This window comes from Acidobacteriota bacterium, assembly GCA_021161905.1.
Classification (GTDB): domain Bacteria; phylum Acidobacteriota; class B3-B38; order Guanabaribacteriales; family JAGGZT01; genus JAGGZT01.
Genome location: JAGGZT010000010.1, coordinates 1 through 13,851, shown reverse-complemented (window position 1 = coordinate 13,851; position 13,851 = coordinate 1). Strand labels below are relative to the sequence as shown.

The following is a 13,851-nucleotide window of genomic DNA, read 5'->3' as shown; positions in this document are numbered from 1 at the left end:
GGAGTAAGCGGTGGGACCGCTCATCCTGACGATCCCGATAGCACCACGAGCAAGGGGGGTGGAGATGGCAGCAATAGTATCGATATCGCTCATTTAGCCTGATGCTTTCTCGGAGAGCCCCGTGCTATCTCCCTCATCCGGCTTCACCAACACCTGCTTAATGAACCCCTCCCCTTGGCTTTCGGTGGTGACGCCGGGTATCTCCTTCACCGTGAGATGTACCAGTCGTCGCTCATAGGGGTTCATCGGGGGAAGGAGCTTCGCTTCCCCAGTTGCCTTTACCCCCTCAGCCGCCTCAAGCGCCATCTCCCGAACCCGATCCTCGCGCCGACGGCGAAACCCATCGGAGTCCAACAGGATGCTATGGTTCCAACCCTTCTTCCTTCCAAAAACCTTGTTCAGAAGGAACTGAAGGGAGGAAAGGGGTTCCCCTCCATTTATGAGGAGGAACCTCCTGTCCTTACCCCGAAGGTTTACAAAGAAGGTCTTCGATCCCCCTCTTACCTCTACCTTAAGGCGGAAACCGAGGCGAGAAAAAATATCCTTTAAGAAATTCGCTATCTCCCTCCGCTGAGAGGTAGCTCTCCCTCGTCTGGTTTCCGTTCTCGCTTCCCTCTTCGCGACGCTCTCTCTTTCCAAAGGAGGATTGGCTTTCTTCCTGACTGTCCTCTTACCTTCCTCTTCCACCTTCTCCTTTGGCTCTTCGAGGGACGTTTCCTTCCTTTTGGCAACTATCTTTACGCAACCACTTCTTCCAAAAAAGCCTTTCCCTCCTTCCTCAATTACCTGGTAATCGAGAAGGGAGGGATCGACATTGAAAAACAAGGAGGCTTTGCGTAGCGCCTCCTCAAGGGTCTTTCCCTCAAACTCTATTTCTATAGCCATCGCTATCTACCCTTCTTACCCATACCTTTCTTTGTAGCCGATTTACCTTTGGTGGAGCCCAATCCCAATCTCCGGTTCACAATATACTGTTCGCCAATTGAAAGAAGGTTGTTGGTGAGCCAGTAGATGACCAATCCGCTGGGGAAGGAGAGGAAAAGGAAAGTGAAGATAAGAGGCATCATCCGCATCATCCGCGTCTGCGCTGGGTCTCCCGCCGTCGGGGTCATTCGCTGCTGGATGTACATCGTCACCCCCATAATGATGGGAGTGATGTAATAGGGGTCCTTCTGGGAAAGATCGGTTATCCAGAGGACGAAGGGAGCCTGTTTCATCTCTATCGCCACCATCAGGAGACGATACATAGCGAAGAGGACGGGGATCTGAATGAGCGTAGGGAGACAGCCACCAAAGGGGCTCACCCCTTCCCGGCGATAGAGCTCGAGTAGCTCCTGATTCAGTTTCTCCCTCGCCCTGGGATCCTTCTTCATCTTCTTGTATTTCGCCTGAATCGCCTTTATCTTCGGCTGGATATCCTGCATCTTCCGCATCGAGGTGTAGCTCTTTATGGTTAAGGGATGGAAGACAAGCTTTATCATAGAGGTAAGGATGATTATCGCCAATCCGTAGTTCCCTACATAGCGGTAGAGATAATTCAGGATGAAAAGTAACGGCTTGGCGATGAACCCAAACCAGCCAAAGTTTACCACCGTCTTCAACCGAGGATCGATCTTTGAAAGTAGCCGATAGTCCTTTGGTCCCAAAAATAGGCGGAAGTTCTCCTCTCCTTTGGTAAGGGGAATACCTGTGGAGAGGAAACGGACGATCTCCTTTTCCCCGCCTGGTCTGGGAAGGGAGATCCCTTCCTCCATCACCATTGCCTGAGGAAAGCTCTTCCAGGGGAGGAAGAGGGCGGTAAAGTAGTTATCGCCTATCCCCACCCAGTCGATGCTGCCGATGAATTCCTGTTTGAGCCTTCCTCCCGAAGCAAGCTTCCCTTTGAGGCTCCGGAAACGGTAGACCTTTCCTCCGGAAAGAGCCACCCCTGTTTCGATCATAGGTCCAAACCGAGAGGAAAAAAGACCCCCTTTCCGAAATAACGGGTGATTGCCAAAACCAGGACCATAGATTAAATAGGGCTTCTTAACCATCACCTCCGGAGAGAGCTCGAGTTTTACCCCGATCAAATAGCTCTCCCGGCTAAACCAGAAGACTTTGCTTACAATGTGTCCCTCGCCATCGCTATAGGTGAAGCGGATCGTTCCCTGCCTTGCCCTTTCCCTCGTTAAATCGAGTCGGGACTTATCAACCACATAAAGCGCCGAATTAAGTTTGGAGCTTAGTCCCGGATCGTCCTCAAAGTAAAGAGAGAGGGGAAGCCTATCCCTTATCCTCATCTTCTCCGGAACAAGCTCAAGCGGATTCTTCTCGTCATCGAGGTACTTCTTTAAGGAAAAACTGAGAATACGAGCCCCCTTGTTCACCAGCACCGCCCGGTAGAGAGGGGTATTTATTACCACCCTCTCCTCTCGTTCTGCCTCCACTCTTTCCTTGGCTTTGGAAAGAACCGGCTTCCGCTTAGGAAGTTCTACTTTGGATATCTCGATCTTAGGTTTAGTAGAGGTCTTCTTCTCCGGCTTTCTCCCCCTTTTTACCGGTGCCTCTTTGGGGGGAAAAAGCAGCTGGAAGAAAACAAGGACCAATACCGAAAGGATAATAGCCAAAATCGCTCTTTTCTCCATAGCAACCTCACTATAGCCTTTTGGGAACCGGGTCGTAGCCACCGGAGGAGAAGGGATGACACCGAAGGAGACGCTTCAGAGAAAGGAGAAGCCCCTTTCTCGCCCCAAAGCGGGAGATCGCCTCTATGGCATAATGGGAACAGCTCGGCTCAAAACGACATCTCCCCCCAAAGATAGGGGAAAGGAGATATTGATAGGCTTTTATAGCGAATATCAGGAGCTTTCTTCCCATAACGGACCATCCATCCCCAGGCTCCTCAAGAAGTAGGTGAGCTTTCTCCTAAACTCCTCCTCCACCCTGGGGGTCTTTACCTCAAGGATCGGCTGTTTTCCAATAGCGACGATATCGAAGGTGAGATTCCCCTTCGGTTTGTTTCTTCGGAACGCCTCTTTAAGCCTTCTCTTTGCCAGATTTCTTTTTGCTATCTTTCCCACTTTCCTTCCCACAATCACCCCGAACCGGTGATAACCGAGATCATTGGGAAGGAGGAATAGGGTAAAAAGTTCACCCGGAATACGGCTACCCTCTTCAAGGACCCGGGAGAATTCTCTCTTCTTAGTTATCCTCTCCCTCCTTCTTAACCGCTCGTCCCTTGTCAAGGCGACCACATTAGACCACCGAAACCCTTACTCTACCCTTTCTTCTCCTCCGAGCAATGACCCGACGTCCTGCTTTGGTCCTCATCCGAACCAAAAAGCCATGGGTTTTTCTCCTGCGACGATTATTCGGCTGATAAGTTCGTTTCATCTATAGTCACCCCTTCAAAAATTTTCCCTTCATCCTACCAAATCTTTTAATCTCAATCAATAGAGAAAAACTGATTTTTGAAATTTTTTCTTGCCAACATCGTCTTCCTGTGCTAATATTCATTTGGTAAAAGTAATTGTAAAATAAAGAGATATTTAACAGCAGGTTGTTGATAAATGGGGTTTCGCTGGAAGGAAAGGGCTAATTTTCAACAGGATATAAGTTTTCCACAGTTTGTGGAAAAATCTGTTGATAAAAACCCTTTATTTTCCTTTAGTTATCTCTAACTTATTATTTTCCTTGTAGTTAAAAATGAACATTTGGAACTCTCTGCTTTCAAAAATTGCGGAAAACCTTGACCAACAAAGCTTTAACACTTGGTTTCGCCCAACACATTTCCTTGGGGAAAAGGGGGACACCATCTTCGTTGAGGTACCAAGCAAGCTCTATAAAGACTGGCTGAACGAAAAATACGGAAGATTAATCGAAAGCGCCCTAAACGAGATAGGAAAGGGAGGGATGCGGGTGAGCTTCATTCTAAAAAAGGAAGCGGGAAAAGAGGATGATACCGGAAGGAGCTCTCTCAATCCGAGATATACCTTCGATACCTTCGTCGTCGGTTCTTCAAATCAGTTAGCTCACGCCGCCTGTCGCTCGGTGGCAGAGACACCTTCAAGATCTTATAATCCCCTGTTCATCTACGGGGGGGTGGGTTTAGGTAAAACCCACCTCCTCCATGCCATTGGAAACTACATTTTGACAAACAAGCCGGATCTCCGAGTAGTTTATATCTCCTCGGAGAAGTTTATGAACGAGCTGATCAACTCCATCCGCTACGATAAAACCCCCGCCTTCAGGGAGAGGTATAGGAAAAATATCGATATCCTTCTGATGGACGATATCCAGTTCTTAGCAGGAAAGGAGCGAACCCAGGAGGAGTTCTTCCACACTTTTAACGCCCTTTATGATTCTCAGAAACAAATCGTCTTAACATCCGATTCCCCACCCCGGGAGATACCCACCTTAGAGGAAAGGCTTCGTTCCCGATTCGAGTGGGGGCTCATCGCCGATATCCAGCCACCAGATTTAGAGACGAAGATAGCCATTTTAGAGAAGAAGGCGGAGATAGAAGGGGTAAAGCTTCCTGACGATGTCCTCTTCTTCATCGCAAGCAATGTGAAGTCCAACATTAGAGAGCTCGAAGGTTGCCTTATTAGGTTGATCGCCTTCTCCTCACTTACTGGAAGCAAAATAAGCCTTGAGCTCGCCAAAGAGGTGCTTCGTGATGTCCTTACCTTGAGCGAACAAAAGGTGAGTATAAGCAAGATAAAGCAGTTCATCGCTGACTATTACCATCTCAAGGTCTATGAGCTTACTGCCAAAAACAATTCAAAACGAGTAGCTTTCCCCAGACAGATAGCGATGTATCTCGCTAAGGAGCTAACCAATGCTTCACTTCCTGAGATCGGCAGAGAATTCGGAGGAAAACACCACTCAACCGTAATACACTCAATAAGAAAAATACAATCTTTAAAGGAAAAGGATCAAAATTTCAACAAGCTCATTAACACCTTTATTAGTTCTTTAGAGGGGGGATAACAGTAATTATAAAAATTCCCCTGTTGATGGGTTGTTAAGGAATTTAAATTTTTTCACTATTGGTGGTGGATTGTTGATGAAAGTGGATAATTTAAAAAAGATTTCATCGGAGTAAACCAATGAATTTAAAGAGGAAAGGTTACTTTTCGTTATTATTAACATCGTTACTATATACGACTACATTTAGATTTTTAATAAATAAAGTAAGAAAAAATAATGAGGAGTAGCTATGCTTATCACTGTGGAAAAAAGCGAGTTTCTTAAAGAACTTCAGTTGATTCAAACAGTTGCGGAAAGGAAAAGCACTATTCCTATCCTTTCCAATGTTCTTTTAGAAACAGTAGGTGATAAGATCAAATTAGCAGCTACCGATCTCGAAGTAGGATCCTCAAGTTTAGTTCCAGCTAAAGTGGAGAAAGAAGGTTCGCTTACCGTTTCCGCAAGATTGCTCTATGACATAGTGAGACAACTTCCTGAGGCTCCGATGAAGTTGGAGCAGGTCGATAGTTTCCTCTCCATTACCTGTGGAGGGGCTCAGTTCAAGTTGGTCGCTCTTTCCAAGGAAGACTTTCCCTCCTTTCCCAGCTACGATTTTGAGAAAGGACTAAAGATTGAAGCCGATCTTCTCAAGAATATGATAATAAAAACAGCCTTTGCCGCTACTGAGGAAGAAAGTCGTTTTGCCTTGAATGGTGCTCTTACCACCATTTCTTTAGGTGAAATGAAAATGGTGGCAACTGATGCGCATCGACTCGCCATCTTCTCAGTTGAGCTTCCTGAGCTTGCTCCTTCTTCCGAAATTAAGGTGATCGTACCTAAAAAGGCGCTTTACGAGATGAAGAATACCATTTCCGATGGGGGGGATGTAGTTCTTGGAGTGAGTGAGAACCAATTCTTTCTTAAGGCTAAGGAAAGGATGATATTTTCCAGGTTGATTGAGGGACAGTTCCCGAATTACGAGCGGGTCATTCCGAAAGATAGTGATAAGAAAGCGATCGTTCCTCGGGAAGATTTAGTGGGAGCCCTTCGTCGGGTGTCCCTCCTTGCTAATGAACGTTCTCGAGGGGTCAGACTCTTCCTTGAAAAGGGAAAGCTTGAGATATCCTCAGCCAATCCAGAGCGAGGTGAGGCAAAGGAAGAGCTTGCGGTAGATTATAACGGTGACTCGATCACCATCGGCTTTAATGCTCAATATCTTCTTGATTTCCTGAATGTTATAGATGAGGACAAGGTAATCGTTGAGCTGAAGAACGAATCAACTCAAGGTCTTTTTTATCCCGCCGGTGAGACAGGGTATAAATATCTCTATATCGTAATGCCAATGAGGATTTAGTATTTTCCCTCTTAGTGGTAGTGAAAGGGGGATTTTTTTTGGGTAATAGTGGGTGAGGTTTCAATATGGAAAGGGAGGAAGTGAAGAAGAAGGTGGAAAATCCAATAGAAGAAGAGCGCTACGACGCCTCGAAAATAAGGGTAATTGAGGGGCTTGATGCAGTAAGGAAGCGCCCCGCGATGTATATCGGGGATACCGGTATCTCTGGTCTCCATCAGCTCGTATTTGAGGTGGTGGATAACTCGGTCGATGAGGCGCTTGCCGGCTACTGCACCAAGATAAAGGTATTCATCCATGTGGATAATACGGTTACCGTGGTGGATAACGGTCGGGGAATCCCGGTCGACATCCATCCTACGGAGAAGAAGCCCGCCTGTGAGGTGGTGATGACCACCTTACACGCTGGGGGTAAGTTCGATCGGAGGAGCTATAAGATATCCGGTGGACTTCATGGGGTAGGGGTATCGGTGGTGAACGCCCTCTCCGAGCATCTCGAGCTTGAGATAAGAAGAGAAGGAAAGATCTACAAACAGGTTTACGCCAAGGGGAAGGCGATCACCCCGCTTAAGGTGATCGGTAATACGAAGAAACGAGGCACAAAGATCACCTTTAAGCCGGACCCCACTATTTTCGAGACCACTGAGTTCAACTTCGACATCCTCTCCCAGCGATTAAGGGAGCAAGCCTTCTTAAATAAAGGTCTTAAGATTGTCGTCATTGATGAGAGGACGGATCGCACCCACGAGTTCCATTATACAGGAGGGATCGTTAGCTTCGTCGAGCATCTAAATGAGAATAAACGCCCCCTTCATAAGCCGATTTATTTTGTCGGAAAGAGGGATGATGTCGAGCTCGAGTTCGCCCTCCAGTACCACGATGGCTACACAGAGAACATCTTTTCCTTCGCCAACAACATAAACACCAAGGAGGGAGGAACCCACCTCGTCGGTTTCAAGGCAGGGCTTACCAGGAGCATAAATTCCTACGCTATGGCGCGCAACCTTATAAAAAATAACAGCTTAAAGATAACAGGAGATGATGTTAGAGAGGGACTGACCGCAGTGATAAGCGTTAAGCTATTCGAACCTCAGTTCGAAGGGCAGACCAAGGCGAAGCTCGGTAATTCGGTGGTGCGGGGGTTGATGGAGGCGTTCGTGAACGAGTCGCTTACCCGCTATTTCGAGGAGAACCCAAAGGTGGCAAAGGTGATCTTGGAGAAGGTGATCGATGCAGCGCGGGCGAGGGAGGCAGCGAGGAAGGCGCGAGACCTTACCCGAAGGAAAGGGCTTCTCGAGGCGACCTCGCTTCCAGGTAAGCTCGCCGACTGCCAGGAACGGGACCCGGGCAAGGCGGAGTTATTCCTGGTAGAGGGGGAGTCGGCTGGGGGGTCGGCAAAGCAGGCGCGGGACAGAAGGTTCCAGGCGATACTACCTTTAAGGGGTAAGATCCTCAATGTGGAGAAGGCGCGGTTCGATAAGATGTTGTCGAACGAGGAGATAAGGACGATAATCGCCGCCTTGGGAGCAGGCATCGGCAAGGACGAGTTTGATTTGGCCAAGCTTCGCTATCATAAGATAATTATAATGACCGACGCCGATGTCGATGGCTCCCATATCAGAACCCTCCTTTTGACCTTTTTCTTCCGTCACTATCAGGAGCTCATCGAACGGGGTTTCCTCTATATTGCTCAACCCCCCCTCTATCGGGTGAAGAGGGAAAGAGAGGAGCGATATATCGATGATGATAAAGAGCTTGAAAAGTACCTTCTCTCCCTGGTAGTGAGCGAAGTCAAGGTAAAGAACAACGAAGGGGGAGAGTACACGGGAAGGGAGCTTTCCCGCATCCTCACCAAGATGGCGAATCGCCGATATTTCCTCGATCGGCTCGAACGGAGGGGTTACGCCTCCCTGGTGGTTAAGTTGCTTCTTTCCCTGGGGATGAAGGACCCGGAACTCCTATCCGATAGGAAGAAGATATCCCAGCTTGCAAGGAAAATCGCGGAGAAGGGGTTTGCTGTCAGCGAGGTTCTTCCCGATGAGGAGTACGGTGGCTTTGCTCTTGAGGTGAAGAACGCCTTGGGGATGAACGGATACCCCACCAAGATCCACTATTCACTGATCTCCTCACCCGAGTACCGTCAGCTCATCGGGATAGAGAGGGAGCTCTCCTCCTTTGATCACCCTCCGTTCACCGTGATGGGTAAGAAGGGGGAGTTTGAGATATCCTCCAAGGATGAACTCTTCTCCCGGCTCCTCACCCTTGGAAAGCAGGGGGTTTACATCCAGCGATATAAGGGGCTTGGCGAGATGAACCCGGAGCAACTCTGGGAGACCACGATGAATCCGGAGACGAGGAAGCTCATCCGGGTCACCATCGAGGATGCGGTAGAAGCGGACAGGATATTTAGTCTCCTTATGGGGGGCGAGGTTGAGCCGAGGCGGAGGTTTATCGAGGAGAATGCCCTCTTTGTCCGCAACCTCGACATTTAAGCCTGAGATTTTCCAAGTTATGATCTTTTCTCAAGAAAGGAGAGGAAGATGCCCGAGCGGATGATCCCGGTCGACATTGAGGACGAGATGAAGAACTCGTTCCTCGACTATTCCCTCTCGGTGATAATAAGCCGTGCCCTTCCCGATGTGCGGGATGGGTTGAAGCCGGTCCATCGGCGGATCCTCTATACCCTGCATGATCTCGGTCTCTATCACGGTAAGCCCTACCGGAAATGTGCCAAGATAGCCGGCGATGTCTCAGGAAATTATCATCCCCATGGGGAGGGAGTGATCTATCCCTCACTCGTCCGGCTGGCTCAGGAGTTCTCGATGCGCTATCCCCTGATCGACGGGCAGGGGAACTTCGGCTCGATAGATGGTGATCCTCCGGCAGCGATGCGTTATACCGAAGCACGGATGAGCAAGATCTGCGAGGAGATGCTTGCCGACATCGAGAAGGAAACGGTCGATTTCGTGCCGAACTACGACGGTTCCCGAACCGAGCCGGTGGTCCTTCCCGCTCGGATACCGAACCTGTTGATAAACGGCTCCCAGGGGATCGCAGTGGGGATGGCGACCAATATCCCGCCCCACAACTTGGGGGAGGTGGTGGATGCCTTGATCCACCTCATCAACCACCCTGAGGCGGATTTAGAGGAGCTTATGGAGTTCATCAAGGGACCGGATTTCCCCACCGGTGGTATCGTCTATGCCGGAACGGGGCTGAAGGAGGCTTACGCCACCGGAAGAGGGATAGTGAAGATCCGGGCTCGGGCGAGTATCGAGGAGACGAAGAGGAAGGAACGGGAGCGCCTCGTCATCACCGAAATACCATATATGGTGAACAAGTCGAACCTTCTCTCCTCGATAGCTAAGCTCATCCAAGAGAAAAAGATAGATGGAGTGTACGATCTCAGGGATGAGTCCGATCGCGAGGGGATAAGGATCGTCCTCGAGGTGAAGACGGGTCTTTCCTCCTATATCCTGAGCAACCTTTACCTCCACACCCAGCTTCAGGTGAGCTTCGGCATCATAATGCTCGCCATCATCAACAATCAGCCGAAGGTGTTCACTCTGAAGGAGCTCCTCACTGCCTACCTTGACCATCGGCGTGAGGTGATAACGAGGAGGACCCTGTTCGACCTGAGGAAGGCGGAGGAGCGAGCTCATATCCTCGAGGGGCTTCTCATCGCCTTAGCCAACCTCGACGAGGTGATCAACATCATCCGCCGGGCAGAGAGCCCGGAGAAAGCAAAGGAAAAGCTCATAAGACGGTTTTCCCTCACCCCGGTGCAGGCGCAGGCGATACTCGATATCCCCCTGAAGAGGATAACCAGGCTGGAGCGGGAGAAGATCGAAACCGAGCACAAGGAACTCAAACTGAAGATAAGGGAGTACGAGGAGATACTCGCCGATCCGAAGAAGGTGGAGGCGATAATCACCGCCGAGCTTACAAGGATCAAGGAGGAGTACGCCGACGAGAGGAGGACGATCGTTTCGATGGAAAAGGTGGAGGAGGTTACCATCGAGGATACGATAAAGGAGGAGGATGTGGTGATCACCTGCACCCACGGGGGTTACATCAAACGGACACCGGTCTCCTCGTACCGCAACCAACGGCGTGGTGGAAAGGGAAGGATGGGGATGATCACCGCCGAGGAGGACTTTGTCGAGGACATCTTTATCGCCTCCTCAAAGAGTTATCTCCTCGTAATCACCAATCAGGGAAGGCTTTACTGGCTCAAGGCGTATGATATCCCTGATGTTGGTCCTGCCTCGAAGGGGAAGGCGATCGCCAACCTGATAAATCTGAAGGAGGGGGAGAAGGTAGCGGCGATGGTCTCGGTTCCCGATTTTTCGCCGGGGAAGTACCTTTTCTTCGTCACCAAGCGGGGTTTGGTCAAGAGGACCGAGCTTACCGCCTTTGCTAAGCCGCGCTCAACTGGCATCTTCGCCATCTCGATAGATGAGGGAGATGAGCTTCTGGCGGTAAAGGTGACCGATGGAGAGAGGAAACTCCTCCTTGGAACCAGGCTCGGGATGAGCATCCTTTTCTCCGAGGATGATGTGCGGGTGATGGGAAGGTCTGCCCGGGGGGTGAAGGGGATAAGCCTTGCCAAGGGCGATGTGGTAGTGGGCGCGGAGGCGATTGCTGGGGATAGCGGTTTCATCCTTTCGGTAACTACCCGTGGTTATGGGAAGAGGACCCCTGTTTCTGAGTATCGGCTTCAGTCTCGTGGTGGACGCGGTCTCATAAACATCAGGATAAAGGAGAAGACCGGCGAGGTGGTGGGCGTGAAGTGGGTCTCCGAGGAGGATCAGGTGATGGCGATAACCGCGCAGGGCAAGGTGATCAGGATGAAGGTGAAGAGGGAGGTGCCGATTTATCATCGTTCATCCCAGGGGGCGCGTCTAATCCATTTGGCTGATGGCGATTTTGTCTCCGCCATCGCTTCTCTCCGCGAAGGCGAAGAATAACTCCTCTCGGGGAAATGGACCTTTTAAAGATTAGATTGTTCCGGCGTCTCCTAAAAAGTCCCCTTTTCCCCTTAATACCACGGATAGTCCTCCTAATCGTATTCCTCATCATCGCTTTCTCCGCCATTACCGTCAATACAAGCGATATGAGCTTCGCCAAGGTCCTCAGGAATACCAACCTCGACAACCTCCTCATCTGGGCTTACTGGTGGCCCCTGATGGTGATAATCGCCATCCTTTTCGGGCGCATCTGGTGCACCGTTTGCCCGATGGAGCTCGTTACCTTCCTTTTCTCCCGGGTTGGCTTGAAAAGGAAAGTCCCCTCCTTCCTTCGATCTGGCTACGGCATCACCATCCTTTACGGCATTGTGCTTCTTATAGGTGTTCATACCTTAGCCATCCATCGGGTGCCGATGCGGATGGCGATTTATCTCCTTTTCCTCCTTGGGCTTGCCTCCTTTGCTGGCTTTATCTTCGAGCGGAGGGCTTTTTGCCGATATCTCTGCCCGGTAGGTTATCTCCTCGGTCTTTACGCCCACATCTCCCCCTTTGAATACCGGGTGCGGGATGAGAAGATATGCGAGCAATGTAAAGATAAGCCCTGTATAAGGGATGAGAATGCCTATAAACTCGTGGGAAGGTCCTGTGGTAATTTCTTCTATCCTCCGAAACTCACTCATAATGGGGATTGCATCCTCTGCGGTGAGTGCTATAAGGTCTGCCCGAACGATAACATCCGTTTCTCAACCCGCCCCTTGGGGAAAGACCTTTTTACCCGGGGAGAGCTCTCCACCCCCGAGCCGATCTTCATCCTCATCGTCTCCGGCTTTATAATCGATGAGCTAATAGGTGACTGGGAGAAGGGAGGAAAGGTCCTCCACGCAATTCCGGGGGCGATCCTTTCCTTCCTCAAGGAGGGGATGCTGAAAAGCTTCGCCGATGGGGTGATACTTTTTCTCGTTATCCCCCTTGTCCTCATCGGGATACCCGGTATCTTCTACCTTTTAAGGAGAAAAAAGGCGGCCTTTGGCGGTTATCTGAGAAGGTATAGCTTAGCCTATCTTCCCATCGTCGCCTTCGCCCATGGGACTAAAGCACTCCTCAAGATGACCTCGCGCCTTCCCTACATTAAATTGGCACTCGCTGATCCACGGGCTATGGCAACGGCGAAGGCGATCTTCTCGGGCAAGATGAGGCTCGGTAGCGGTATAATCTCCCTTGTTTCTCCCTTCACTACTATTCTTTCGTTTCTTTTCATCGGTGTAGGTGTCTTTTTATCTTTGCTCATCGCGGTGCGTCAGGCAAGGAGGGAGGAGGAAGGGTTCGCCCTCGCTCCGGTACTCGGGGTGGCGGTCTATTCTTCTTTATTTGTTATCTATTGTGTTGCAGGCATATGAAGTTTTCACCATAAGGCGAAATAATTTTGGTGAGAAGTAGTCAAGCCATATATCTGCTGTTAGGCGTGGGCATTAGCCCCGTAGCGACCGAAGGGAGCGGAGAGTCAAGAAGGCGTTTAAAGGTGGTTTGGCTATTTGTTGATTTCATTTTCTATTGCTTCCTCAACTCTTTTTTTAGCTTCTTCTAGCAGTTCTTTTGCTTTCCTCCTTGCTTCATGAGATTGCTGTACAAGTGATTCTATTTTTTGTTGAGTTTCTGGTGGTAAAAGAGGGATTTGCAAATTTTTAATCTGTTCCGGCTTCCAATGCGTAATTACAGAGCCTCCTCCATCTCTTTCTATCTGTAATCTTCCGACCATAGAGTTTATGCATAAAGCCAGATACTCTTTATTAATCTCATCTTCGTTAATTTTTAATTTCAAGACCCCACTTGCTATTATTCCTTCTTCAGGTTCTTTAACTACATAGGCTATCCCTGGCGTTGCGTCTTTTGTTAAAAGAAGATCTCCTACTTTTGGTTCATAAATATCTTTGAATGTTTGGTATAATTCCTCATCAATATATTTCTGGTCTTTTTCAACAAAACCATGGATTGATAAATTACTAACCCTAATAAATGGTTTGCCCTCTTCTTGATAATTTTCACTTCCAACTTCTATACCTTTTTGAAAATCAAGAGTGAATGTTCTTAATGGTCTTGTTTCAAAATTGCCCTTCAAATACTCGACTAACTGGCGATAGGTAGGCTGGAAATACTCCGCGTCTATCCGATGAACGCCAAACGCTTGAGAAAGGTCAGCAGTATAAGAGAGTCCGTACTTTGGCTTGAAAGCTTTTAGTCCAAGTTCTTCTAAAAGCAGGTCTTCAGCTTGGGAGTAGAGCAATTTACTCTGTTTCAATAGTCCATGAGCTTTGTCAACACGCTTAGAAATATCGGCGCGAAAATCTCTCGTTCCTAAATAAATAGGGATGTTCAAAATGTCGGCCCAAGTAACAGCAGGATATTCTGTTGCAGTAGTATATCTATCTATCAATTTTACAATCGGCCTAGTTTTCAAGTATAGAAAAAGATATTGGGGAGAAATGTCTTTTGATCGCAAGATGGCAAAACCAGAGGAACAAACTAAATCCTTTTTCTCTTCTTTAATTAACGCAACTGCATTTCTAATAGGCCTAACCGTGG

Annotated in this window: 12 protein-coding genes; 5 read left to right on the top strand and 7 right to left on the bottom strand. The window is 48.9% G+C overall.

Annotated elements, in window-relative coordinates; translation table 11 throughout:
* The 6 genes from J7L64_01855 to rpmH all read right to left on the bottom strand — a co-directional run.
* Positions 1-93, bottom strand: a 93-nt coding sequence (locus J7L64_01855) for a hypothetical protein (protein MCD6451096.1), incomplete at its 3' end; no start/stop codon positions are given.
* Positions 94-885 (bottom strand): Jag N-terminal domain-containing protein, encoded by a 792-nt coding sequence (locus J7L64_01850; GenBank protein MCD6451095.1) that lies wholly within the window; start codon positions 883-885, stop codon positions 94-96.
* A gap of 2 nt (positions 886-887) precedes the next feature.
* Positions 888-2,624 (bottom strand): membrane protein insertase YidC, encoded by a 1,737-nt coding sequence (gene yidC / locus J7L64_01845; GenBank protein MCD6451094.1) that lies wholly within the window; start codon positions 2,622-2,624, stop codon positions 888-890.
* 10 nt (positions 2,625-2,634) lie between these two features.
* Positions 2,635-2,856 (bottom strand): membrane protein insertion efficiency factor YidD, encoded by a 222-nt coding sequence (gene yidD, locus J7L64_01840; protein MCD6451093.1) that lies wholly within the window; start codon positions 2,854-2,856, stop codon positions 2,635-2,637.
* Positions 2,838-3,233 carry a ribonuclease P protein component gene (gene rnpA, locus J7L64_01835; GenBank protein ID MCD6451092.1) on the bottom strand — a complete coding sequence of 132 codons (396 nt, stop codon included), beginning with the start codon at positions 3,231-3,233 and terminating at the stop codon, positions 2,838-2,840. The genes yidD and rnpA overlap by 19 nt, the downstream gene beginning before the upstream one ends.
* 1 nt (position 3,234) lies before the next feature.
* Positions 3,235-3,372, bottom strand: coding sequence for a 50S ribosomal protein L34 (gene rpmH, locus J7L64_01830; GenBank protein MCD6451091.1), 138 nt, complete (start codon positions 3,370-3,372; stop codon positions 3,235-3,237).
* Positions 3,373-3,684: 312 nt separating this feature from the next.
* Between rpmH and dnaA the strand changes: the two genes are divergently transcribed.
* The 5 genes from dnaA (at position 3,685) to J7L64_01805 (ending at position 12,668) form a co-directional block, all read left to right on the top strand.
* Positions 3,685-4,971 carry a chromosomal replication initiator protein DnaA gene (dnaA, locus tag J7L64_01825; GenBank protein MCD6451090.1) on the top strand — a complete coding sequence of 429 codons (1,287 nt, stop codon included), beginning with the start codon at positions 3,685-3,687 and terminating at the stop codon, positions 4,969-4,971.
* A 229-nt stretch (positions 4,972-5,200) separates the two neighbouring features.
* Positions 5,201-6,304: a DNA polymerase III subunit beta gene (gene dnaN / locus J7L64_01820; protein MCD6451089.1), complete on the top strand. Its 1,104-nt coding sequence runs from the start codon at positions 5,201-5,203 to the stop codon at positions 6,302-6,304.
* 65 nt (positions 6,305-6,369) lie between these two features.
* Positions 6,370-8,793, top strand: coding sequence for a DNA topoisomerase (ATP-hydrolyzing) subunit B (gene gyrB, locus J7L64_01815; protein MCD6451088.1), 2,424 nt, complete (start codon positions 6,370-6,372; stop codon positions 8,791-8,793).
* Between the two features lie 48 nt (positions 8,794-8,841).
* The gene (gyrA, locus tag J7L64_01810) at positions 8,842-11,271 is read left to right on the top strand and encodes a DNA gyrase subunit A (protein MCD6451087.1); all 2,430 of its coding nucleotides are present in this window, start codon (positions 8,842-8,844) and stop codon (positions 11,269-11,271) included.
* Positions 11,272-11,285: 14 nt separating this feature from the next.
* Positions 11,286-12,668, top strand: coding sequence for a 4Fe-4S binding protein (locus J7L64_01805; protein MCD6451086.1), 1,383 nt, complete (start codon positions 11,286-11,288; stop codon positions 12,666-12,668).
* A gap of 131 nt (positions 12,669-12,799) precedes the next feature.
* Here J7L64_01805 and J7L64_01800 read toward each other — a convergent pair.
* On the bottom strand, positions 12,800-13,851 hold a 1,052-nt coding region (locus J7L64_01800), incomplete at its 5' end, for a restriction endonuclease subunit S (GenBank protein MCD6451085.1).